This window comes from Rhizobium sp. L1K21, from assembly GCF_024055895.1.
Taxonomy (GTDB): domain Bacteria; phylum Pseudomonadota; class Alphaproteobacteria; order Rhizobiales; family Rhizobiaceae; genus Ensifer_A.
On the sequence record NZ_JAMXLE010000002.1, the window covers coordinates 433,546 to 458,025 of the forward strand.

A 24,480-nucleotide genomic window follows, 5' to 3' on the forward strand; every position below is an offset into this window, starting at 1 on the left:
ATGCTGCAGCCCGCCACGTCCTATGAGGCGCTTGTTGATGGCTTCCGGTGGAGCATTCCCGAATTCTACAATATCGGCGTCGATATCTGCGATAAATGGGCCGAAGGCGAACCCAACCGGCGCGCGCTGACCATTGTGCAGCCTGACTGGTCCTTTCGAAACGTAAGCTTCAGCGAACTGAAGGCGATCTCCAACCAGATCGCCAACCTGATTGTCAGCTGCGGTGTAAAACGCGGCGATCGTGTGGGCGTGTTGCTGCCGCAGGCACTGGAAACGGCGGCCTCTCACATCGCCATCTACAAGATGGGCGGCATTGCGGTGCCATTGTTCACACTCTTTGGCCCGGATGCGCTGGAATACCGGATCAAGGACGCCGGCATCGGCCTGCTCATCACCAACGCCACGGGCGTGGAGAAGCTGTCGCAGATGTCACCGGAGGTTTTTGCCGGTGTGAACGTCTATTCGGTGGATGGCGCAGCCGAATACGACAATGTGAAAGATATCTATACTGCACTGTCAGACCAGTCGCCGGACTTTGAACCTGTCAACACACGCGCCGATGATCCTGCCGTTATTATCTATACATCCGGCACCACCGGCTCTCCCAAGGGCGCGCTTCACGCACATCGGGTTTTGCTGGGTCATCTTCCGGGCATGGAGATGAGCCACGATTTTTTCCCGCAGGCCAATGATGTCATCTGGACGCCGGCAGACTGGGCCTGGATCGGTGGCTTAATCGACGTTCTCCTGCCGGCGCTGCATCACGGTATTCCGGTCATTGCCAGACGCTTTGAAAAGTTCACTGGAGAAGCCGCTTATAAGTTGATGTCGCTCTTTGGTGTCACCAACGCCTTTCTGCCTCCTACCGCCCTTAAAATGATGCGCGCGACCCCGCATGACAGGGAAAACGACCCTCTTAAGCTGCGCACTGTCGGCTCAGGCGGTGAAACACTCGGTGCGGAACTGCTGGACTGGGGACGGGAGGTTCTTGGCGTCCAGATCAACGAGTTTTACGGTCAGACGGAATGCAATCTGATCGTGTCATCCTGCAGCACACTTTTCGAGCCGCGTCCCGGCGTCATGGGCCGCGCAGTCCCCGGCCATCAACTGGCCGTTGTCGATGCTGAGGGCAATGCCGTGCCCAAAGGTGCCGCCGGGCAACTGGCCGTCAAAAAGGGCGATCCCGTTATGTTTCTGAACTATTGGCAAAATCCCGAAGCCACCGAAAGCAAATTCATCGGTGACTGGATGTTGACCGGCGATCAGGCGATCCACGAGGGTGACGGCTGGCTGCGCTTCATCGGGCGAGACGACGATGTGATCACATCCGCTGGCTATCGCATCGGCCCTGGCCCCATTGAAGACTGTATATTGCGGCATGATGCCGTGAGGCTCGCAGCCGTCATCGGGAAGCCGGACGCAGCGCGAACCGAAATCGTCGTTGCTTTCGTTGTGCTGAAGGACGGCATCCAACCGAGTGAAGATATCAAAACCGACATCCAGAACCATGTTCGACATCGTCTGGCAGCCCATGAGTTTCCGCGCGAGATTCACTTCACCGACGAACTCCCGGTCACGACCACGGGCAAGATCATGCGCCGTGTGCTTCGCGACAGGCTGACCGAAGAGGAGCAATCATCATGATCATTTTGCATCACTGCCCGCAAACCCGGTCCATGCGTTCGCTCTGGCTTCTCAATGAGCTGGGTGTCGAATTCACCACCGTCGTCCACCCTTTCGGGAAGAATCTGCGCGATCCGTCCTATCTGAAACTTTCACCTGCCGGACGTGTTCCAGCGCTGGAAATAGACGGCGAGCGCCTGTTCGAGACAGGTGCGATTACCGAATATCTCTGTGAGCGGTTCCCAGAGGCTGGGCTTGGGCGGCTTCCGGGCGACCCCGAGCGCGCGCAGTGGCTCATGTGGGTGCATTTTTCCGAAACGATCAGTCAGCATATCGCTGCACTGACGCAGCAGCACATCATGCTTTACGACGACACAATGCGTTCGCCCGTCGTGATGAAGCTGGAGGCTGCACGGCTTCGTAAATGTTATGAAGCCGTTGAAACGCGCCTCGGCGAAACGGGCGATTATCTGCTCAAATCGGGCTTTTCGGCTGTCGATACCAGTGTCGGCCATGCGGTCTACATGGGCTTGCATTTTGCCAAGCTTGAAGGATTGCCGCGCACCGAGGCCTGGTATGCCCGTATTACGGAACGCGCAGCCTTCAAGGCTTCCTTACCGAAGGGTGAAGAGGAGATGCTCTACCGGCAGGCGTTCTATCCCGCTTGGGAAAGACCCGCATCATGACCGATTTCGTGACGATTTACGAAGTTGGACCGCGTGACGGCCTTCAAAACGAGAAGGAAATCATCCCAACGCATGACAAGATTGCCCTCATTGATCTGTTGTCGTTAGCCGGCTATCGAAAGATTGAGGCAACCAGTTTCGTTTCGCCGAAATGGGTGCCGCAAATGGCAGACAGTGCAGAGGTCATGGCCGGGATCAAGCGCCAGAGTGGCGTGAGCTATGGCGTTCTGACCCCCAACCTGAAGGGGTTTGAGGCGGCTCTTGCAGCGCGCGCCGACGAGGTTGCGATCTTCGCTTCCGCGTCTGAAGGCTTCAGCCGCAAGAATATCAACTGCTCCATTGAAGAAAGCTTTGATCGCTTCGCGCCGGTCGTTCAGGCCGCTCAAGCAGCAGGCGTACCGGTACGCGGCTATGTCTCCTGCGTCATCGCCTGCCCCTATGATGGACCGGTTGCGCCGAGCGCCGTTGCAAATGTGGCGGAGAGGCTTTTTGCCATGGGCTGTTACGAAATATCGCTGGGCGATACGATTGGCGCTGGCACACCGGCAACGATCACTGCCATGCTGAAAGCGGTTCAGGCGGTCTTGCCTGCCGAAAAACTCGCCGGTCACTATCATGACACCAACAACCAGGCCGTCGCGAATGTGGAAATCAGCCTGGAACACGGTATCCGCACCTTCGACAGCGCGGTTGGAGGTCTTGGCGGCTGCCCCTATGCGCCGGGTGCCAAAGGCAATGTTGCGACCGAGGCGCTGATCGAGCGGCTGGCGGACCTTGGCGTGCAAACAGGTATCGACCGTGAGAAGCTGAGCGCTGCGGGGGACTTCCTCCGAGGGCGAATTGCAAGGCTTTCCAAGATGCAAGGGTGAGGAGAATATCAGATGACGTTTGAGACAATCCGCCTGGATAGGGATTCCCGAGGCATTGTCACGATTACTCTCAATCGGCCCGACAAGCATAATGCGATGAATGCGCTGATGATCCGCGAATTGACGGATGCCGCGGTTCAACTGGGGGCGGAAATTTCCATACGCGCCGTTGTTCTGGCGGCAGAAGGAAAGTCGTTCTGCGCAGGTGCCGACCTCAGCTGGATGCGGGATCAACTGGACCGCGACCGGAATGGAAAAATGGAAGAATCCGGCAAGTTGGCCACCCTCTTCCAGACCCTCAACGACCTGCCCAAACCATTGATCGGGCGCATTCAGGGTCCGGCTTATGGGGGTGGCGTGGGGTTGATGGCTGTTTGCGATATTGCCGTTGCCGTTGAAACGGCCACGTTCGCGCTGACGGAAACACGGCTTGGGATTATTCCGGCCACCATCGGCCCCTATGTTGTGCGCAAGATCGGCGAAGGCTACGCCCGGCAGATTTTCTACTCGACGAAAACCTTCGGGACAGATTTTGCCTTCAGAAGCGGGCTTATCTCTGCCGTGACGAATGCAGCAGACATTGATGCCGCGATCGAGGCCGAAATTGAACCGATCCTCAAAACGATGCCCGGTGCTGTTGCTGCGGCAAAGGCACTTTGCCTGCAGCTCACGGATCTGACGCGCGAGCATGAAGGTGCCGTGACGGCTGAAGCACTCGCAGACCGGTGGGAAAATGAAGAAGCGCTGGAGCGAATTTCCGCTTTCCTGGCGAAAAGGTAGCTTGGAAGCGGCCCGCCAAAAGAACGGCTCAGATGATTTTTTTGAGAAGGGTTTGAAGTTGTGTGCGTTCTTCGGCGCTCAGATCCGCAAAAGTCTCGTCGGTGACCTTCAGCGCGTTGGGCAAGTGCCGCGTGTAAAGTGCCTCGCCCTCTTCTGAAAGGGACAGCACGACGCGTCGCTTGTCTTCGGGGTCAGGCTTGCTCTTGATGATATTTCTCTTCTTGAGCCGCTCGACGACACCTTGGATCGTCGCAACGTCCATCCCGGTGAGCCGGCCGAGAAGATTTTGTGAACTCTCGCCAACCTGCTTCAGCTTGGAAATAAGCGCCCATTGCGTTGACGTCAGATCACCCCCAAAGCACTCGGAGAATAATGCCGTATGGCGCTGCTGTGCCAGCCGCAGAATGAAACCGATCTGGTCATCGAGCGTATAGGTTTCAGCTGTTTTTTCAGGGATATTGTCGGACATGGGCAGAATGTCTTTGCAGTTCAATGCGAGGAAGGTAATTCCTAGCTCAACAGAATTGCGTATTAGTTCATACAAACCCCCTCTCGCAAGGTTTAAATGAACATTGATCTGCCGCCCTGGAAAGGTGACAGCATTGAACTGTCGAATAACGCCATAACGCGAACACCTCCACGCCTTAGATAACCTGCGGCGGGAGCTCGACCAGATCAGCGGGAATTTCGTTTGTCTTTTCGGCGGATTTGCAGATATCGGCGATCACGCAAGCCAGACAGTCCGGTTTGCGCGCCTTGCAGCAATAGCGGCCGTGCAGAATGAGCCAGTGATGCGCGTGGTAGAGATAATCATCAGGAATGAGACGCATCAACTTGTCTTCAACCTCATCGGGTGTCTTGCCTGGCGCAAGCCCAATCCGGTTGGCAATTCGAAATATATGGGTGTCGACTGCCATGGTGGGAATGCCGAAGGCCATGGACATGACGACATTTGCCGTCTTGCGCCCCACCCCCGGCAGGCGAACCAGCTCTTCGCGGGTTTTGGGGACTTCACCACCAAACTCATCCACCAGCATCTTTGATAAGGCAATCACGTTTTTCGCCTTGTTGCGGTAGAGCCCGATTGTCTTGATATAATCGCGCACCCGGTCTTCGCCGAGTTCCAGCATCTTTTCCGGCGTATCGGCAATCTTGAAAAGCGCCCGCGTTGCCTTGTTGACGCCCGCATCCGTTGCCTGAGCAGACAAGGCGACGGCCACAACCAGCGTGAAAGGGTTCACGTGTTCCAGCTCGCCTTTCGGCTCAGGTCGCTGAATGGAAAAGCGGCGAAAGATTTCGCGGATCTCGGCTTCGCTATAGGCGGATCGCAATGGCGGTTTGCGTGGCCGTTTGGCCGTTTTCTTTTGGGGCTTTGCAGATGACATGAGTTGTCTATAATCAATTGGCATGAAGGAGAGCAATGCCACCATGACGCTGAATGAACAGCCGATTTATACAACCGAGCTTGCGCCGCATCGGTCGCTTGGCCGCCGGGGACTGAAAATCCTTTTTGCCATTGCAGGCGCGTTGAGCGTCGTTCATGTCATCTTTTTCATGACGACGGGGGCATGGCCGATTGCACTGTTCTTCGGTGCTGATTTTGTCGCGCTCTTTGGAGCCTTCTGGCTGAACAATCGGGCGGCCCGCGCCCGCGAGCATATCAGTCTCTCTCGCATGGAGCTGTCGATCAGGAAAATCTCGCCTGCCGGTCTCGTGCGGGAAAGCCGCTACAATCCCTTCTGGGCGCGCTTGAAAATTGCCCGGCACCCGGAAATCGGTGTCACCTCGATTAAAGTGAGCGGAGAAGGTCGGGAGACGGGGGTTGGCGATTTTCTGTATCCCGAAGCCCGCGAGCGTTTCGCCTCTGATTTCACACGCGCACTGGCGACTGTGAAACAGCGGATATAGGCAGGAAACGGGTGGCGGAAATACGCGACCCCATTATGAGTGAGGCAAGGAGATATCACAGATGACACTTGCCCAGATCAGCACCCTTGGAACGGACATTACCCCTGCGGGCCGCGATTATGACGTGGTACGGCAGGTGATCGAAATCATGACCGAGGATTATCAGGAGCAGCCCTCGCTTGAAGCAATTTCAGTGCGATTGGGCGTGCCGGTTACCCAGCTTCAAAAGACGTTCACACGCTGGGCGGGGCTTTCGCCTAAAGCCTTTCTTCAGGCAGTGACTTTGGATCATGCGAAGCGGCTTTTGGGACGGGAAGGAATGCCTGTTCTCGAAACCAGCCTCGAACTCGGACTCTCAAGCCCGGGCCGTCTCCACGATCTCTTCGTAACCCACGAGGCCATGTCGCCCGGCGAATGGAAAGCCAGGGGGGCCGGCCTCGAAATCCGCTACGGGTTCCACATTTCGCCCTTCGGGCTGGCGTTGATCATGGTGACACCGCGCGGGTTGGCTGGTCTCGCCTTTTGCGACGAGGGTGGGCAGATGTTGTGTTTTGAAGACATGGCTGGCCGCTGGCCCAATGCGGTGTATATCGAAGACTTAAATGCGACCGCACCCTATGCAGCCCGCATTTTCAATCCCGACCGCTGGAGCGCGCAACAGCCCTTGCGCGTCGTCTTGATCGGGACAGATTTTCAGGTGCGCGTGTGGGAACAGCTCTTGAAAATACCCATGGGCAAGGCCACGACCTATTCCTCGATTGCCGAAGGGATCGGAAAGCCGACAGCATCGCGTGCCGTGGGTGCTGCTGTGGGCGCGAACCCCATTTCGTTCGTCGTCCCCTGTCATCGGGCGGTGGGCAAAAGCGGCGCATTGACGGGTTACCACTGGGGTCTCACCCGCAAGCGGGCGATGCTCGGCTGGGAGGCTGGAAAAGCCTGAACCACCGAATACCAGACTGCTGACAAGGTGACAGCCACGCGCCTTATGCGCTAAAGGATGGATGTTGTCTCAAGTGCAGGGTGGGGGAATGTCTGAGAAAAACGAAAACTCTCGCAGCAAGCAGCAGTCCAACAAGGCATTGCTGGGCTTGCGCGACCTCGTTTTGAATGGTGGGGTTGAGCCCGGAGAGCGCCTATCGGAAGTGGCTCTGGCGCAGAAACTGGACGTTTCCCGCACGCCGCTGCGCACTGCGCTGCAGAAGCTCGAGCTGGAGGGTCTGGTTGAGCTTATACCTTCCGGTGGTTATGCCGTGCGCCGCTTTACCCTGCAGGATGTGATGGATTCGATTGAGCTGCGCGGTGTACTGGAGGGTACAGCAGCCAGGCTTGCGGCAGAACGCGGCGCAGAATCGGAGAGGCTGACAACGCTGCGCGCAATAGTTGGGGACTTGGAAAAAATCCTCGCCGATGGCGCAGAGGCGCTTAATTTTGAAGCTTACGAGGAAAAAAACGAAGTTTTCCACGAAACGCTGGCAGAGCTGTCTGGCAGCGAGATCATAAAGCGCGAAATTGCGCGCGTTACCAGCCTGCCCTTTGCGAGCCCCAGCGCCTTTATCGATAGGCAGGTCGATGTGCCGGAATTCAGGAAATCCCTGTCACTCGGTCAGGCGCAGCATAAGGCCATTCTGTCGGCAATCGAAAATCGCGAAGGTGCGCGGGCGGAGGCGTTGGCGCGCGAACACGCCCGGCTTGCCCGCCAAAACCTCGAATATGTCCTGCAGAACGGCGCGACACTGAAGATGCAACTCGCCTCGCTCACACTGCTTTCCGTCGAGCCCCGCACGGATTAACGGCACCACGGGCTCGTCAGCATAGTTTTGTTGTGTTCAGCCTCTCTTCGGAACGATATTGTGTTCCGGCCCGAAGGGGAAACCGGTGACGTTTTCCGCGCCTGTTTCGCCGACGATCAGTATATCGTGCTCCCGATAACCGCCGGCACCCGGCTGCCCTTCGGGGATCATGATCATGGGTTCCATGGAAACGACCATGCCGGGTTCGAGAACGGTCTCGACATCTTCTCGTAGCTCGACGGAGGCTTCGCGGCCATAGTAGTGGCTCAGCACACCAAAGGAATGGCCATAGCCAAAGCTGCGATATTGCAGCAGGTTATGACTTCGATAGATCTCGTTCAGTTCCGAGGCGATGTCGCAGCAGCGCGCGCCCGGCTTGATCAGCTCCAGGCCGGCGCGATGGATATCGCAGTTGATTTCCCAGAGCCGCAAATGCTCGTCTGAGGCATGTTCACAAAAGAGCGTCCGCTCCAGTGCAGTGTAGTAGCCGAAGATCATGGGGAAGCAATTGAGGCTCAGAATGTCGCCTGCTTCCACTTTTCGATTTGTCACTGGATTGTGGGCACCATCGGTGTTGATGCCCGACTGGAACCAGGTCCACGTATCCATGAGCTCAACGAAGGGAAAGCTCTTGGCAATCTCACGGATCATGGCATTTGTGGATGCGATCGCCACCTCATGCTCATGCGCGCCAGCGTGTATTGCATCGTAAACCGCCTGTCCACCGATGTCTGCGACATTGGCACCTTTTCGGATCAACGCGTGCTCTTCGGCACTTTTGATGGTGCGCTGTTGCTGCGTATCATATGCTATGTCGATGAATTCGACACCGGGAAGGGCTGCCTCCAGCTGCGCCCTGAGATCAAGCGACACGTGGTCGAATTCTATGCCAATCCGTTTGATCGAAGGATTGGGCATTTTGAGCAGCGATTGAATAGCGAAGAAATAGTTGTCGCGCCGCCAATCGGTGTAGGTCAGTGCACTACCGTGCGTGCGTCGCCACGGCTGACCGCCGTCAATACCGGCCGAGATCGTCGTCGCCTCGCTTTCCGTGACCAGAAAACCGTAACGACGTCCGAATGAGCAATAGAGGAAGCCAGAGAAATAGCAGATGTTGTGATAGGAGGTGAAAAGGCATGCATCGATGCGTCTTGCTGCCATAAGCGTACGCAGCCGGGATTGGCGACTTTCCATCTCTTCCCTTGAGAAGGGAAGCCAGGCTTTTTCGCCATTTTCCATTTCATATGTGCGGATCATGTCCATGGGCGTTTTCCTCTGCCAGAAACAAAAAAAGGCGGGCCGGCTCCAAAAGGAAACCGGCCCGCCAGGCCTATATTTGCGATGTCGTTTGCCGGATTACTGTTTCAACAATCCCCGCTGACTGGCGTTCCGCCTGCGGCTCCCCTGCGAGAGAACAAAAATTTCAAGTCTCAATGTGAGGCTTTGATCAGCCCGGTGTCAAGCCTCTCAGCCGTTCGGATCGTCTGCGCAGCAGTTCAAGCACCGTCAGAAGCGCAATTGAGATGGCGACCATGATGGCAGCGACGGCGAGAATCGTGGGTGAAATCTGCTCTCGCAGGCCTGTAAACATCTGCCAGGGCAGCGTCTTCTGGCCTGCTGAGCCCAGGAAGAGCACCACAACCACTTCGTCAAAAGAGGTGATGAAGGCAAACAGCGCACCGGAGACCACGCCCGGAATGATGAGCGGCATTTGCACCTTGAAGAACGTCGTGACGGGGTTTGCGCCCATATTCGCGGCAGCGCGCACCAGAGACCGGTCAAAGCCGACCAGAGTGGCCGTGACCGTGATAATCACGAAGGGCGTTCCCAAAGCTGCGTGGGCCAGAACGACGCCCCAATAGGTGCCCTGCAAGCCAATTCGGGAATAGAAGAAATACATGCCCGCTGCGGAAATAATCAGCGGCACGATCATTGGCGAAATCAGCGCGGCCATGATGGCCGAGCGGAAAGGCACATGCGACTGCGAAAGGCCGATAGCTGCCAAGGTGCCGAGCGACGTGGCAAGCAAGGTGGCGACCGGCGCGATCAGCACAGAATTGGTCAGGGCTTGCTGCCAATTGGGGTTGGTGAAGAAATCGATATAATGTTTGAACGAATAACCGGCCGGGTCGAGCGCCAGCATCTCCTTGGTGAAGGTGAAGAAATTCTCTGCGTTGAAACTCAGCGGAATGATCACCAGGATCGGAAAGATCAGGAAAAAGAAGATCAGGCCACAGATGACGCGGAAAGTGTAATACCAAACGCGTTGTCCGGTCGAGGCATATTCTGGAAGACTTGACATTCTTTTCGGTCCTCTTACCCGAGTTTCACATTGTCGATGCCGACAATCTTGTCATAGAGAACAAACATCAGCAGAACCACGCCGAGCAGAATTGTGCCAAGCGCTGCGGCAAGCCCCCAGTTCAGCGAACTGGAAATGTGGTAGGCAATGCGGTTTGAGATGAAGATGCCGGATGTGCCGCCCACCAGTTCAGGCGTGATGTAATAGCCAATCGCCAGAATGAAGACCAGAATAGCGCCCGCGCCGATGCCCGGAATCGTTTGCGGAAAATAGACACGCCAGAAAGCAGTCCAATCCGTCGCACCCAGACTTTTTGCGGCGCGCATATAGCTGGGTGATATCGTCTTCATCACCGAGAAGAGCGGCAGGATCATGAATGGCAGCAGAATATGGGTCATCGCTATGATCGTACCGGTCTGGTTGTTGATCAGCGGCAGGCGATTATCGTTTGAAATGATATGCGCCCAAACAAGAAGATCATTGATAACACCCTGGTCCTGTAGAAGCACTTTCCACGCCGACGTTCGCACCAGCAGGCTCGTCCAGAAAGGAAGAAGAACGAGAATCATCAAAAGGTTGGAGGTTCTCAGTGGCAGGTTGGCAAGCAGCCATGCCACCGGGTAACCGAGCACCAGACAGGAGACTGTAATGGCAACACTCAACATCAAGGTCCGGCCGAAGAGCATCAAATAGATGCGCTGTTCCTCAGGCTTGAAGTGGATGCCCGTTGAATCGCGCTCCATATCAATGGCGCTCAGGAAGTAGCCATCTGTGTAGCGAGAGGAAAGCTGCTTCAGGCCCTCCCAAAAGTTTATGTTGCCCCAATCTTTGTCGGCCTTGATAAACTGCTCCTTATAGTTCCCGTCGGTGAACTTCTCCACCTTGCGGCCTGTACTACGGAACATGCTGGACGCACCCGGCATATCGTAGTTCAGTCGGGAGCCCAGCCTGGTGTGCAGCTTCTCTTTGACTGCCTCTTTCAAATCGGCGGCCAGGGCTGCGTAAACCGGCTCACCCGGAAGTTCGCCTTTGGAACCGTCCCAATCTTCCAGTGCGACGACTGTTCTCGGCAGCGTGTCAGGCACAATTGCGTTCTCCACCGAACGGAAAAGCATATCCGCGATCGGTGCCACGAAACTGATGAGAATGAAAAAGAGCAGTGGTGCAATCAGCAGGAATGAACGCAGCTTTTCTCGCCGCAGCGCTTTGGCAAGGCTTACTTTGAGTGGTACGCCGTCGCTTGTAGTCAAGGGAGCTGTGCTGGATTCACTCATGATGATCAGATTTCTTTTTTGAAAATCAGCTGTCTTGGTCGAATGCCGGGGCATGTTCCACGCCCCGGCAAAATCTCAATGAAGACTTACTGTGCAAGCCAAGCCTGGAACTTCGCGTCGATGTCGTCGCGATGGTCAGCCCAGAATTCGAAGTTGTAGTAGATCACGTTCTTCGAGTTGGCCGGGTCGGTCGGCATGTGCGGAGCCATGTCGATGCCAAGCGTGGCATGCTTGCCGACGAGCGGAGCAGAGGACGCACGGGCCGGGCCGTAGGAAATGTAGGCGGCCTGGTCAGCAAGGCGCTGGGTGTCGGTTGCAAACTTCACGAAGTCTTCAACCATGGCCAGACGATCTTCCGGCAGGCCGGTCGGAATGATCCAGCCGTCGAAGGAGAACACCTGCGCGTCCCACAGCATGTCGATCGGCTGATCCTGTTCGGCGATTGCGGAGAACAGACGGCCATTGTAGGTCGAACCGATCACAACTTCCTTGTCGGCCAGAAGCTGCGGTGTTTCAGCAGCAGCAGACCACCAGACTACATTGTCCTTGATCGTGTCGAGCTTTGCGAGTGCGCGCTCTACACCTTCGTCGGTCGCCAGAACGTCATAAAGCTCGTCCTTGGAAACGCCATCGCAAAGCAAGGCCCATTCAACGTTGTTGATCGGGCGCTTTTCAAGCGCGCGCTTGCCAGGGAACTTTTCGAGGTCGAATACGTCGCAGATCGAGGTCGGCGTCGCGCCGTTCCACTCTGCCACGTCGTTGCGGTAGCCGAACGTTGTGGAATAGACGATCTGCGGGATGTAGCAGGAGTTGACCAGCTGAGCGCCGAAATCTTCCGATGCAGGCGTGCCATCGGGTGCCGGAGCGAGAAGCTTGTCCGGATCGATTTCCATTGCCAGACCTTCGTCGCAGAGACGGAAGGAGTCAGCAGCATCCACGTCAACCAGATCCCAGGTCAGGTTGCCTGCTTCGTTCATGGCGCGCAGCTTGGCAACGGCTTCAGCTGACGACTCATCCCAGATGATGTTGATATCCGGATGGTCTTTGACGTAGGGGTCCGTGTAAGCATTCTTCTGGGACGCCTGATAGGCGCCGCCCCATGACACGATCGTCATGTCCTTGGCCACGGCGACCGAGCTGGCCAAAGCCATTGCGGTAGCCGCAAGTACGGTTGTCTTGAACTTCATCGGAATTTGCTCCCTCTTTCTGGTTTAGCACGGGAAATCCCCGTTTTCTCGTTTCGACGGGCTGCCCCCAAGGACAAAGCCCGCCATTCGAAACTCTCAAAGAACAGCGTCGAGCGCCTTACAGTCCTTTGCGGCCCAGCCGATCTTGCGCATCTGGCCCTGCTGCAGGTCCCAGCGCTCGCCACGGTTGCGAACCTTAACAACGAATTCGTCGTTGCCGCAAACGTTCATACGAATGCGGATATGGTCACCGAGATAGATCAGCTCTTCGATCTTGCCTTCGACCTGATTTTGATGATCGGCGGTCGGCACGATCTCCACGCGTTCAGGCCGCAAGGAAATTGTCGTCTTATCGCCGACACCGGAAACATTAATCTTGTGCGCAAGCAATTCAGTGCCATCGGGCAGACGGACCTTGCACATATCGCCATTGATCTCGACAACATCACCCGTCAGCTTGTTATTCTCACCGATGAACTGGGCGACGAAGGAGTTCTTGGGTTCCTCGTAAAGCACGTCCGGTGGAGAAAGCTGCTGGATGATACCGTCGTTGAATACGGCAACGCGATCAGACATGGTCAGCGCTTCCGTCTGGTCGTGCGTCACGTATACGATTGAAACACCAAGGTTCTCGTGGATGTGTTTGATTTCATATTGCATCTGCTCGCGCAGCTGCTTGTCCAGCGCACCCAGCGGCTCGTCCATCAGCACGAGTTCGGGATCAAAAACCAGCGCTCTCGCCACGGCCACACGCTGCTGCTGACCACCGGAAAGCTGGGCGGGACGGCGGTTGCCGAACTTGCCGAGCTCCACCATTTCCAGTGCACGCTTCACCTTCTGCTCTTGTTCGGCCTTGCCCATGCCGCGCACCTGCAGCGGAAAGGCAAGGTTTTCAGCAACACTCATGTGCGGAAAAAGCGCATAATTCTGGAAAACCATGCCAATGCCGCGCTTGTGTGGTGGCACGTTATTGATCGGCTTTTCATTCAGGAAAATCTCGCCATGGGTGGCAGGCTCGAACCCCGCCAGCATCATGAGACAGGTGGTTTTCCCAGACCCCGACGGACCGAGCATCGTCAGAAACTCGCCGGGCGGAATATCAAGATTTAGGTTTTTGACGACTAGTGTTTCGCCATCATAGCTTTTTTGAACGTTTTCGTAGCGAACGGACGCGCCCCGGTTACTCGCCATTTGTTCCCCTGCTTTATCAGCATAATCAGTTATAGTCTCGACGCGGCACACGCCGGACTTCCTGTCGATTTCTCGCAGCAGGCAAACCTGCTGTCGGACATCTGTTGGCGATGATCAAAACAAATTAGGCAGCAGAGGGAAAGGGGGTAAGGACAAATTTTGAAAAAAAATTTTCACAATCTGGAATTCGTCAAAAGTTATATGCGGCATAACTATTTGATATTTATTCGGAAATTATGAAAACATGCTTTCTTTTTTGAACGAGCCTGATCGGCAAGTTAAGCGTGAAAAGGGAACAAATTTGATGCGGTTTATTCAGACTTGAGCTCTTGATGGGCCTATACTCCATCAACTTGCCAACAATTGCCTGGGAAGGATCAGCCTGATTGGCACCCGATTTCCTTAAACAGGCCGATCACGCGGCCGCATTGATGCTCGCCGGCGAACTTCCAGTTCTCCTGCATGAGATCGTCACTTGAGCGATCGCCAAGCTGAATCAGTTGTATGCCCGCTTATGCTTTTAAACGAATGGGCAGGCTTGAGATGGATGTCGATTTCCGGTGGCTGACCCGTGTGGCGAAACGCGCGACATAAAAGGCGAGCTGCCATAATTCACTCGGACGGAACCGCAAGCATAACGAATGTCATGCATAAATTGGGACATGCAAAAGTGTCAGTATGTAAAAAACGCAAAAAGGCGAGTTAACAAACCCGCCTTAAAGCATCTCTATAAGATGCGGAGCTTAGTTGCCGCTTGCCGCGTTTCCGTCGTCACCGGGCTCAGCTGTTTGGTTTTCACCAACGTTACCACCCGCAGACACCGTGTCAGCAATCGAAGCGATTTGCTGCTGCTGCTGGCCGTTCGTTGACTCTCTACCAGCTGCAGCGATAGCCTGAGAAATGGCGGTCCGCGTTCCGGCCGTTACCGACCGAGCAAGACTGGTCACGAGGTCGGCAATCAGCTGATTAACCTCAGCTTCAGTTGCACCCGCAGCGCGAGCTGCCAAAATTTCTGTTTGGACAAGGCCTACGCAGCCTCCACCGGCGCTGCAACCGGCTACAACGCTCTCCACGGTTGCAAAGCTAGGTGACGCGGCGAAGGCAGATACAACTGCGCCAACCGCCATAATTGTCTTCAAATTACGCTTCATAGGGTGTATTCCCTTTTTTACAATAACTTATATGCGATGCAATAAAGCGCAACCGCTTGAAATTGTCAATGTTCTTGTCCGAGTGAGTTTAGATATTGTTAATATGTATGGTTTATTTGCCGCAGTCGTCGCGGCGCGGACGCGATTGTAAAACCGCTATCTGCCTTGCGGCAAAAAATGCATTTTGATCTTTCTGCTAACGAGCAGGCGCAATTGCTGCATAACACACCGTTCCTGCGAAGAATCTTCCTTTGATTGTGCTCGTTATCAGGTTATCGGACTTTGCTTGCCGTGATACCCGGCATTCTCCGTCTAGACTAGGTCACGGACCCATAAATGAGGCTGTTTTGGCGGTAAAATGACAAAAATATGCGAGGAAATGGTTGAAAAGCGGGCCTTGTGGCCCGGTTGAAGCCATTGACGTTGCAGATTGCAGTCATTTTACCGTCCTGCGGATAAGCCAAATTTGATCAGCCACTGCGTTGCAACGGCTTGAAAATGATCGGCATTTCCTGCGCCCTTGCGCCTAGTTGCTGACCAAATTTGGCTTACCAAAACAACCTCATTTATGAGTCCGTGACCTAAAGGTCATTTCCTTTAAGAGATATTTGCTCCTCTTGAGAGGAGCCAGCGCGCTTTGCATGAGCCGGCGTCGCCGCTTCCAAGGTCTGGAGCGTTAAAGGCTGCAGAGACGTTCTGCCCGACACGTTGCCTATCAGGAATCGCTGCCTTCGTCGGTGTAATATCCAGAATACTTGTAATAGGATTGCGCCTTGTTGACAGACTTCTGGTTCATGACGCCGACGATCTGAGTGCCCGGGCGGATGTTTTCTCCGAGTGCATTGACACTCTTCTTAGCCACATTTTGCGACGTGGAACCCCAGCGAACAACAAAGGTCACGATGTCGGAATTGCGGGCGAGATAAAGACCATCCACAACGGGTTCAAGGGGGGGGCTATCGATGACAATGTAGTCGAAATGCCGCTTTGCAATGGAAATCAGCCGGGCAAAACGTTCGCCCATCACAAGTTCGTCGGTTGCATAGGTTCCCGTGCGGCCACCGAGGATAACACGCAGCGGGCTCATCGGATCGGATACGGCAAGGGACGAAATATTCTTCGGGACGGCCGAGCCGGTCAGAAAGTTATGGAGCTCAGAACTCGGTGCAAGACCCAGTCCCTTGTGCACACTTGGTTTTCGCAGATCGCCGTCGATCAGCAACGTCCGCTTTCCCGAATGTGCGAGCATCCTAGAGAGCGATAGAGAAACAGTGGACTTGCCCTCGTTGGGCACAGAGGAGGTGACCAGGATCACAAGACCTTCCCAGACATCCTCCTTTTCACCGCTTGTCATTCGCTCAAAAATAAGCCGCTCAATTCTGACGCGGATTTTTCGGATGCTCTCAGAAAACTGAGACATTGGCGAAGCGATCACAACGTCCGCGAGCCCATGCTCTGTCTGCGCATCATCAGGCTGCTTTCCGATGACAGCCGCCAGCGGAATCCGCAAGACGTTTTCGATCTGTTCGTCGCTCACAAAGCCGCCGATAAAGTATTCCCGCAAAAACGCAATGCCAAATCCGAGGCCAAGCGATGCGACAAAGGCCAGTCCGAGCACAAGTCCCTTATTGGGGAATGAGGGGGTGGCGGGGGCCAAGGCTTCGTTGACAACCCGACTGTCCGCAAGCTGCAACTGTGCTTGCGTGTCCAGCTCCTTCAGGCGGGAAAGAAGGTTTTGATACTGGTTGCGTGCAATTTCGGATTCCTGCCGGATAGTATAAATGTCGGCAAGAACCTCCGGAGGTAGATCCGCGCTCAATACTGACGTTCTCAGTTCCTGGCGAACATCGGATGCCTGATTTTGGTAGCTGGAAACCTCGCTTTGAAGCGAGTTCACTTCCTGCCTGGCCTGCTTCTTGACATCGGCGTCAATTCTTGCCAGTTCGGCACGCAGATCAACGGCCTTCTGACTGCCTTGCTCTGCACTGTCGAGCGAGCTCGTCAACGCTTCCCTTTGTCTTTCCAATTCTGCAATGGCGTCGCTCTTGAGCGTTTCTGCAAGCTCTGAGTAACTGTCATTGTTGAGTCTAGCCAATGCAGCGTCCAACACGCCGGATTTCTCCTCGGCGTTTTTCTTCAGGTCTTCAAGTTGTGTCTTGAGGCTCCGGATTTGCGCCGAATTGGATTGATCCGCAAATTTTGGCAAATTGTCGTCAAGATACTGATCGAATCGCCGCTCACTGGTTGCCAGCGCAGCGTTCGCCTGTTGGATCTGCGACTGCACCACGTTGCGGGCGTCAATTGTGGTCGATATTTTCGACTGAACCTGCTGGCTTATGTAAATATGCACAAGGCTGTTGGCGAGGTCTGCAGCCTTTTTCGGATCCCGCGAAGTCACGGAAACGGAGATAATATATGTCAGACCCTGCCGCGAAATATTCACGGCCTTCTTTACCTTTGTCAGCACACGCGCAAGCAGTTCATCGCCGTCTGGCGTTTCATCGCCTGATAAGTTGAAAACGGAAAGCAGCTTTTCAGTCAAGCCGACCGAGATTCCGAATTCTGGATCGGTCACGAGGTTCTTGTCTTTTATGAGTTGCGTAATGGCATTGTCGGAGCGCAAGATTTCGACTTCGCTGTCAACACGGGCGCTCCCCTCGTTTCGCAGCGCCCCACCCTGATCCGACGGATTGAGCACGTCCTTGTAACTTGTATCGACAAGAATTTTTGCAGTTGCAGTATACTTGGGAGTCAAAGCGAACAAGACTGCCGCTGAAGCAAAAAGTGTAATAAAAATGACAGCGAGTATCATCCACACCTGCCGGCGTATCAGTCCAAAAATTAGCCGAATGTCAATTTCTTCGTTCATAATTTTTTCCCAGGTAACGCGCAGCCGCTTTCTCTTAGCAGATGGGTCGGCAATCGCAAATTATATAGCTATCGATAGTTAACTCGAAAATAGAAAGCGTATTTTGTCTGTCCGGGCGATCCTGGCAGCGGCCAGCCTGCCAGTGGCATAAGCCCCAATATCAACGTTGATGCGATGGGCGGACATTTCGGGAGTCTCCACAGGCGTGTGCCCGTGAACAACGGTAAAATCCAAAGCGCTGGCGGCCCAATCGAACTGAGAGGGTCTGGACCACAATAAGGTCTGGCTGCTCTGATCTTCCAGCGTCTTTGCCGGATCAATCCCCGCATGCACAAAGCAAAAGGATGGGGTCTTAATCAGTTCGGGCAGGGAGCGGATAAACTGAATATGCTCTGAGGGAATACAAGCCTCCACCTTGCGCGCCAGCGCCTTCCTGTTTTCTCCTTCACGATAAAGGCCATATGAGGCAAGGGTTTCCAAACCGCCAAACGATAACCATGCATCCTTGCGGCATTCAGAATTGATGAAATCGATAAAGGCCTCTTCATGGTTACCGGCAATGCACAGTCGGCGAAAACCCGTTGGTGCGGGCGCCAGCAGGTGATCGATCACCGCTGCGGAAAAGTCGCCCCGGTCTATATAGTCGCCCAGCATCAGTATCCATTTTTCGCCTTCAACAGACAGTGCGTCGGCAACAATGGCTTTTTCGAGAGCTTCAAGTTCTTTCAGGCAGCCATGCACATCACCGACCGCGTAAACAACTGCCGGATCTTCGTCAAAGACGAGCCTCGGCCGGTCGGAGACAATAGTCTGAGGTGCGCGCGAACCGAACATTTGTCTGAGGGCACGCAGCATGGTTACCGGCTCTTTTCACTTCTGGCTGCAGGAAATGTCCGCACCAATCCACAGCTCACGATGGCAACGAAATAGACGGTGTAGCCTTGGATTTCGAGACTGAAATCGACCAACGCATGGACAGCGGCCAGAATAATCACGGCAATTGCCGCCATCGAACTGACTGCCGGCCTGGAACGCAAGGTACGTGCCATTTGCCAAGTCGCCAAACCCACGATGAGTATGGGGATAGTGCCGAAAACCAGACCGTACTCGCTCCATAACGCTAAATAGCTGTTATGGGCTTTATCCCATATGTAATCGACACTTACAGGCAATTCATGAAAAAATGGAAAGACGCTTGCAAAGGCTCCCCCTCCAAAGCCTGTCAGTGGACGCGCCAGAATGACCTCTACCACCTGCTTGTAAAGATTAAGGCGCACCTCGGCTGAACTGTCGATCCCACCGAGGCGCTCCAATGTCCCAAGCCCATATGAAGACAAGACCGCCAAGAGCACGAGTAGCCCCAGAACAACAATCGCCCAGACTGAACGGCGTTTTGGTCTTTCGCCACCTTTGCCGAGCGACCTTTTCAAGGTCGTGGCAATCATGATTGAAATGGCTGTCACGCCGATTGCGGTGACCAGAAAACCCATTCGCGAATTCGTCGCGGATACATCCACGATAATGAGGAAAAATGCTGCGGCTGGCAGAAGCGCTGCCTTAACAAGCCGCTCCAGACGTATGTTTCGCATATCGCCTGATGTGAGTATGTTGTTGGTTAATACACCAATTGCCAGAACTGCGCCGGAGGCGAGAAATGTTGCCATCGTGTTGCGGTTGATGAAGGTGCCAGTCAGCGACCCGAGATAAACCCATTTTTTGCCGATGATCGACGCGTCGTTGAACTGAAAGTAAAGGAGGAACCCAATCACCGCCTGTAGCAGGCCAATACAGAACAGTAGAAAGAAGAAGCGGTCGGCGCGGCGGCGGTTGGCGCAGGCCTGCAAGGAAAAGAAGGCCACACCACCGAAGCTGAACCATCGGGCAAATGCGAGCCATGTTTCATTTGGGACAATGCTGATCGTGCCGACCTGCGGAAATCCGTCAGGCAGGGCGGTCAGCTCAGCCGGCAGCCATGGCAATGTCTGCACAACCTGAAAAGCCATGAAGGTGCCGAAGAGCAGCAGATAAATCCTGATCGAGGACGCCCCTATTGCCAGACGGTCGTTGATGATCATCAAGGCAATGAAATAGGCGAAAGCGAAGACTGCCATCACCAGCATCGCACCAACCCAAACAAGCGGCCGGTTGCCTCCCAGGAAAAGGGGCAAGGTAGCCACATAGACGGCTACAAACCACATCGTTACGTCGTTAAGCGTCGATCTCTTCATCCGGCTTTATTCCTGCCCGCCTTTGCATTCTCAGGTTTCATTTGCTGCCTTGCGAACCCAATTGACAAATCGGCGCTGGTATTTCTCAGGCATCGTCTCGACGATGTCAGTAATTCTCTTTTTGAAGGCATCGTCTGACCAATATCGCTTTGCAATTGATAACACGCCACCCTGACTCAAAATCAGTATTTTCAAGTCGTTCGCGTTTATCTTGCGGGCATCTGCGCTCAGGTTGCTGACATTCTTTTCTTCAAGATCAACCCGGTGACGTGCAATCCACTGTTCATTTGGTCCGGTACGCCAGGACATGACCAAGTCGTGATTCATTCCTTCGTAATCCTGAAGCGTCGCACTGGCATAAGCGCGGATGGTCCAGGCGAAACTGTCGGTAGGATTGGTTTCAAGAATGCCATCGACAATGGTTCGGCATTGGCCGGCATAATCAATATTGTATTTTGGCGTGTTCACTTGCGCGCGTAGCCCTGCCATACCGTTCAGGCATGTCAGAAGGATACGTTTATTGGCATATGTGGAAAATGCAGGCTGAATGGAGCCTGCGTGGATGCGATTGTGGAACGCGATATTGTTGGTTCCGCCATAGGTCAGGGCTGCTGCTTCCTGACGGAAGATATTCGCGGAAAAGATGATCGCGACGAAAGAGGCTGCAGCCGCAAGGAAGTATCTGCCGTTTCTGGCTGTCAGTAATTGTCGCATTATAAAACAGGATCCTGCGTTTGCCTGTTCTTATTTAATGCCCAAATACAAAACAATTCCTAATGTCGGGGCAAGCGGCCTTTTATTCCACCTGCCCCGGCTGGTTTTTTTTGCGTCCCCCCACAAATGGAGTGCTTAGCCGATAGCCATAAGGCTAGCATTCCCACCTGCTGCGGCGGTGTTCACGGAAATTGAAACCTCCTCGACCAGCCAATCCAGGCAATAGTGAGCTTGACCTGCCTCCAAGTCATACGAGGTGGCGGCCTGCACGAGGGGGATTGGGCCGTCCAAAGAAGCGATTTTCATGTTCAGGTCGGCAACACGTTCCGCGTCGCCCTCAATCAATACGCCGGCATATGGGCCGAACGCCCGCCAATCATCCACTTGCTGCATTCGGCTTTGCACCAGTGAGGGGAGTCCGTTGAGAAACGTCTGCGTTTCCTCAGTAGGCAGGACGATCAAATCATTGCCGGTCGAAAGCCCGGATGCGATTTGCTTTATGAGGCCGGCCCGCGTCTGCGGGAGGATGAGAATACGGCCCCTTGGATGAAGAGAATAGGTGTCTCGCTCGCCGACCGGGCCTGGGAGCTGAACAGATACACCAAGATTTGATGCCGCGCCGATTTCAAGTGCGGCTTTTGCCTCCGCCGCAAAACCATTCGTTTCAAGCCAATTTGCGAAAGCACCCAAACCGGCATCCAAACTTTCGGCTCTCAACGCGGGTTGCGCGGGGGCCTTGCCTGTCAATCTACCGAGGTAAAGCGGGCCGCCCGCTTTCGGACCGGTGCCGGAAAGCCCGCGTCCGCCAAAGGGCTGTACCCCCACAACTGCGCCGATGATATTGCGGTTGATATAAATATTGCCGGCGGCAACACGCTGGCTGACCGCGTCGATCGTCTTGTCAAGGCGGGTGTGAAGACCAAATGTCAGACCATAGCCGGTGGCATTGATGGTATCGATGAGTGCACCGAGACCGCGCTGCTTGAAGCGTACCACATGCAGCACCGGGCCGAAGACTTCGCGACCCAACTCGCCGATATGATTGATCTCGACAATCGTTGGCGCAACAAAGGTTCCCTTGCCGGCCTCGTCAGGAAGAGAAAACTGTTCGACCTTGAAGCCGCGGCCCTTCATGGCATTGATGTGACGGTTGATCGTTTCCTGTGCCTCGGCGTGGATGACCGGCCCGATATCGGTTGACAGCCGCTCTGTGTTGCCGATGGAAAGCTCGCGCATTGCCCCTTTCAGCATGTTCAACGTGCGGTCGGCAATTTCCTCCTGCAAGCAAAGCACGCGAAGTGCGGAACAACGCTGGCCCGCGCTATCGAAAGCCGATGCAATCACGTCGGCCACCACCTGCTCTGCAAGCGCAGACGAATCCACGATCATGGCATTCTGGCCGCCGGTCTCTGCAATGAACGGGATAGGCTTGCCATATCTGGACGTGCGCTTTGCCAGCTGTTTCTGGATGAGCTTTGCCACTTCGGTTGAGCCGGTAAACATCACGCCTTCGATGCCTTCCGCCGCCGTGAGCGCGGCACCAATGCGCCCGTCGCCGGGCAGGAATTGCAATGCGCCCAGCGGGATGCCGGCTTCGTGAAGGATGTGAACGGCTTCTGCGGCAATGAGCGGCGTTTCTTCTGCAGGCTTGGCAAGCACAACGTTGCCGGCGGCAAGCGCTGCGGAAACCTGGCCTGTAAAGATCGCCAACGGGAAGTTCCACGGGCTGATGCAGACGATGGGACCGAGCGGGGTCTGTTCAGCGCCGAACGTGCCACGCGCCTGCTCTGCATAATAGCGCATGAAATCGATTGCTTCGCGCACTTCGCCGATGGCATTGGCTGCGGTCTTGCCAGCTTCGCGCATAACAATACCCATCAGGCCTTCAATACGCGACTGCATGACGTCTGCGGCCGCATCGAGCATTGCTGCCCTTTCGGCAGCCGTCGTCCCTGCCCATTTCGGCGCATAGTCAAGCGCGGCGGCTACGGCATCCTGGACGACTTCAGGCGTTGCTTCAGCAACCTCCCCAACCACGTCATTGTGGTCGGCAGGGTTCAAAACCGGCTTCTTTGCGCCGACACCAGTGTCGTGCACAGTGACGGGACGGGATTGCCAAAGCGTTTCGGCGGTATGCTGCAATGACCATGCAAGTTCAGCCAAAGCTGTTTCGTCAGAGAGATCCAGGCCGTGGGAGTTTTCGCGGTCAGGTCCGAGGATCGCCGACGGTCGGGAAATCAGTTCGTGTGGCGCGCCCGTGTCCGCCATGGCTTCGACAACGGCCACAGGATCTGCCGCCAGCTCTTCTGGCGCAATTTTCTTGTCAGCAATGCGGTTGACAAAAGAGGCGTTGGCACCATTTTCCAGCAGGCGGCGAACGAGATAGGCCAGCAATGTCTCGTGTGTTCCGACCGGCGCATAGACGCGGCAAGGCCGGTCGAGTTTCGCCTTGCCGACCACCTCATTGTAAAGCGGCTCACCCATGCCGTGCAGGCACTGGAACTCGTAGTCGCCGATTTTGAAATCGGGCCCGGCCAAGTGATAGATCGAGGAGAGCGTCTGGGCATTGTGCGTGGCAAATTGAGGAAAAACCGCATCCCGCGCATCCAGCAACTTGCGGGAGCAGGCAAGGTAAGAAACATCGGTATGAACCTTGCGCGTGAAAACCGGATAGTCCATCAGGCCGTCCACCTGTGCACGCTTGATTTCGGCATCCCAATAGGCCCCCTTCACGAGACGGACCATGATGCGGTGACCGGAACGACGCCCGAGTTCGATGATCCAGTCGAGTACGAGGGGCGCACGTTTGCCGTAGGCCTGCACGACAAAACCGATGCCGTTCCAGCCTTTGAAATCTTCATCCATGCAAAGTGCTTCGAGGATGTTGAGCGAAAGCTCCAATCGGTCCGCCTCCTCGGCATCGATATTGATCCCGATATCATAGGACCTGGCGAGCGCGGTCAGCGTTTTGACGCGCGGCAGCAGCTCCGTCATAACCCGCGCGGACTGCGCTCTCACATAGCGGGGATGAAGTGCCGACAGTTTGATCGAAATACCCGGCCGTGTGTAAACATCCCCGCCTTGGCCACCTTTGCCTACGGCGTGGATGGCAGCTTCATATTCCTTGTAATAGCGTTCGGCGTCCCCGGCTGTCATCGCCGCCTCGCCCAGCATGTCATAGGAGTAGCGAAAGCCGATTTTCTCCTTGGGTCGGGCATTCTTCAATGCCTCGCCAATGGTCTCGCCAGCCACAAATTGCTCGCCCATCAACCGCATGGCCATATCGACGCCCTGGCGGATGATCGGCTCGCCGAAACGACCGATCAGCTTGGTCAGGACGTTTGAAAGCTTCCGGTCGTCTACTGTGGATGTGAGTTTTCGCGTGATCACGAGACCCCATGTTGCTGCGTTCACGAAGAGTGAGCGGCCATCGCCCAAGTGCGCGCGCCAGTCGCCGCCGGATATCTTGTCGCGAATAAGCGCATCCCTTGTTGCCGGATCGGGAATACGCAACAGCGCTTCGGCCAGGCACATCAGCGCCACGCCCTCCTCGCTGGACAGCGAGTATTCGTGCACTAACCCTTCCATGCCGGAACCGGTGTGTTTTGCACGCAGCGCCTTGACGAGTTTGATTGTTGTGTCGGCAATGGGCGATTTCAGCTCTGCCGGCACCCGTGCAAGGTCCAGGAGGTCACGCACACAGTCGCGCTCGGCGCGGCGGTAAGCGATGTTGATCCGCCTGCGCAGATCATCTTCTCCGATGATCGCGGGTGCGAAGTTGGAAAAGGGCAGTTCAGTGGTAATCCGGGGCTCGGCCGTCATCGTTGATCTCCGCAATCGAAAACGCAGACTGATTATATGCGAAGACAATATGCTGAAATTGAAAGTCGATCCGACTTAGATTATGT

20 protein-coding genes are annotated in these 24,480 nt (G+C 55.2%); 7 read left to right on the top strand and 13 right to left on the bottom strand.

Annotated features, from left to right (window positions below; all coding sequences use genetic code 11):
• Genes NHF56_RS14635 through NHF56_RS14650 form a run of 4 tightly spaced genes read left to right on the top strand, consistent with a single transcriptional unit; the run spans position 1 to position 3,958 of the window.
• Positions 1 to 1,644 carry an acyl-CoA synthetase gene (locus NHF56_RS14635; protein WP_252805768.1) on the top strand — a complete coding sequence of 548 codons (1,644 nt, stop codon included), beginning with the start codon at positions 1 to 3 and terminating at the stop codon, positions 1,642 to 1,644.
• The gene (locus tag NHF56_RS14640; protein WP_252805770.1) at positions 1,641 to 2,309 is read left to right on the top strand and encodes a glutathione S-transferase family protein; all 669 of its coding nucleotides are present in this window, start codon (positions 1,641 to 1,643) and stop codon (positions 2,307 to 2,309) included. The genes NHF56_RS14635 and NHF56_RS14640 overlap by 4 nt, the downstream gene beginning before the upstream one ends.
• The gene (locus NHF56_RS14645; protein ID WP_252805772.1) at positions 2,306 to 3,178 is read left to right on the top strand and encodes a hydroxymethylglutaryl-CoA lyase; all 873 of its coding nucleotides are present in this window, start codon (positions 2,306 to 2,308) and stop codon (positions 3,176 to 3,178) included. Before NHF56_RS14640 ends, NHF56_RS14645 begins: the two co-directional genes overlap by 4 nt.
• Before the next feature lie 12 nt (positions 3,179 to 3,190).
• A complete protein-coding gene (locus NHF56_RS14650) occupies positions 3,191 to 3,958 on the top strand; it encodes a crotonase/enoyl-CoA hydratase family protein (protein WP_252805774.1) in 768 nt (255 codons plus the stop codon).
• 28 nt (positions 3,959 to 3,986) lie between these two features.
• On the opposite strand, the gene NHF56_RS14655 is transcribed toward NHF56_RS14650, so the two are convergent.
• A complete protein-coding gene (locus NHF56_RS14655; protein ID WP_252805777.1) occupies positions 3,987 to 4,427 on the bottom strand; it encodes a MarR family winged helix-turn-helix transcriptional regulator in 441 nt (146 codons plus the stop codon).
• Between the two features lie 175 nt (positions 4,428 to 4,602).
• Positions 4,603 to 5,343 (bottom strand): endonuclease III, encoded by a 741-nt coding sequence (gene nth / locus NHF56_RS14660; RefSeq protein ID WP_252805779.1) that lies wholly within the window; start codon positions 5,341 to 5,343, stop codon positions 4,603 to 4,605.
• A 22-nt stretch (positions 5,344 to 5,365) separates the two neighbouring features.
• On the opposite strand from nth, the gene NHF56_RS14665 reads away from it, so the two are divergent.
• The 3 genes from NHF56_RS14665 to NHF56_RS14675 all read left to right on the top strand — a co-directional run bounded on the left by NHF56_RS14665 (position 5,366) and on the right by NHF56_RS14675 (position 7,656).
• Complete coding sequence (locus NHF56_RS14665; RefSeq protein WP_252805781.1) at positions 5,366 to 5,866, top strand: DUF2244 domain-containing protein; 501 nt, start codon at positions 5,366 to 5,368, stop codon at positions 5,864 to 5,866.
• A 61-nt stretch (positions 5,867 to 5,927) separates the two neighbouring features.
• Positions 5,928 to 6,806 carry a bifunctional helix-turn-helix domain-containing protein/methylated-DNA--[protein]-cysteine S-methyltransferase gene (locus NHF56_RS14670; RefSeq protein ID WP_252805783.1) on the top strand — a complete coding sequence of 293 codons (879 nt, stop codon included), beginning with the start codon at positions 5,928 to 5,930 and terminating at the stop codon, positions 6,804 to 6,806.
• A gap of 88 nt (positions 6,807 to 6,894) precedes the next feature.
• Positions 6,895 to 7,656, top strand: coding sequence for a GntR family transcriptional regulator (locus NHF56_RS14675; RefSeq protein WP_252805785.1), 762 nt, complete (start codon positions 6,895 to 6,897; stop codon positions 7,654 to 7,656).
• Between the two features lie 36 nt (positions 7,657 to 7,692).
• Here the strand turns inward: NHF56_RS14675 and NHF56_RS14680 are convergent, their stop codons facing one another.
• The 11 genes from NHF56_RS14680 to putA all read right to left on the bottom strand — a co-directional run bounded on the left by NHF56_RS14680 (position 7,693) and on the right by putA (position 24,394).
• Positions 7,693 to 8,919: a M24 family metallopeptidase gene (locus tag NHF56_RS14680; RefSeq protein ID WP_252805787.1), complete on the bottom strand. Its 1,227-nt coding sequence runs from the start codon at positions 8,917 to 8,919 to the stop codon at positions 7,693 to 7,695.
• 184 nt (positions 8,920 to 9,103) lie between these two features.
• Positions 9,104 to 9,958: an ABC transporter permease gene (locus NHF56_RS14685; protein ID WP_252805789.1), complete on the bottom strand. Its 855-nt coding sequence runs from the start codon at positions 9,956 to 9,958 to the stop codon at positions 9,104 to 9,106.
• A gap of 14 nt (positions 9,959 to 9,972) precedes the next feature.
• Positions 9,973 to 11,232, bottom strand: a complete 1,260-nt coding sequence (locus NHF56_RS14690) for an ABC transporter permease (RefSeq protein ID WP_252805791.1) — start codon at positions 11,230 to 11,232, stop codon at positions 9,973 to 9,975.
• An 86-nt stretch (positions 11,233 to 11,318) separates the two neighbouring features.
• On the bottom strand, positions 11,319 to 12,419 hold the full coding sequence (locus NHF56_RS14695) for an extracellular solute-binding protein (RefSeq protein WP_252805793.1): 1,101 nt from the start codon (positions 12,417 to 12,419) through the stop codon (positions 11,319 to 11,321).
• 96 nt (positions 12,420 to 12,515) lie between these two features.
• Complete coding sequence (locus NHF56_RS14700) at positions 12,516 to 13,610, bottom strand: ABC transporter ATP-binding protein (RefSeq protein ID WP_252805794.1); 1,095 nt, start codon at positions 13,608 to 13,610, stop codon at positions 12,516 to 12,518.
• A 743-nt stretch (positions 13,611 to 14,353) separates the two neighbouring features.
• Positions 14,354 to 14,761, bottom strand: coding sequence for a hypothetical protein (locus tag NHF56_RS14705; protein WP_252805795.1), 408 nt, complete (start codon positions 14,759 to 14,761; stop codon positions 14,354 to 14,356).
• Between the two features lie 715 nt (positions 14,762 to 15,476).
• The gene (locus tag NHF56_RS14710; protein ID WP_256995418.1) at positions 15,477 to 17,630 is read right to left on the bottom strand and encodes a Wzz/FepE/Etk N-terminal domain-containing protein; all 2,154 of its coding nucleotides are present in this window, start codon (positions 17,628 to 17,630) and stop codon (positions 15,477 to 15,479) included.
• A gap of 78 nt (positions 17,631 to 17,708) precedes the next feature.
• The gene (locus NHF56_RS14715) at positions 17,709 to 18,485 is read right to left on the bottom strand and encodes a metallophosphoesterase family protein (protein ID WP_306431182.1); all 777 of its coding nucleotides are present in this window, start codon (positions 18,483 to 18,485) and stop codon (positions 17,709 to 17,711) included.
• A 2-nt stretch (positions 18,486 to 18,487) separates the two neighbouring features.
• Positions 18,488 to 19,858: an O-antigen ligase gene (locus tag NHF56_RS14720; RefSeq protein WP_252805797.1), complete on the bottom strand. Its 1,371-nt coding sequence runs from the start codon at positions 19,856 to 19,858 to the stop codon at positions 18,488 to 18,490.
• Between the two features lie 30 nt (positions 19,859 to 19,888).
• Positions 19,889 to 20,572 carry a hypothetical protein gene (locus NHF56_RS14725; RefSeq protein ID WP_252805798.1) on the bottom strand — a complete coding sequence of 228 codons (684 nt, stop codon included), beginning with the start codon at positions 20,570 to 20,572 and terminating at the stop codon, positions 19,889 to 19,891.
• 135 nt (positions 20,573 to 20,707) lie between these two features.
• Positions 20,708 to 24,394 (bottom strand): trifunctional transcriptional regulator/proline dehydrogenase/L-glutamate gamma-semialdehyde dehydrogenase, encoded by a 3,687-nt coding sequence (putA, locus tag NHF56_RS14730; RefSeq protein ID WP_252805800.1) that lies wholly within the window; start codon positions 24,392 to 24,394, stop codon positions 20,708 to 20,710.
• Between the last annotated feature and the right edge of the window lie 86 nt (positions 24,395 to 24,480).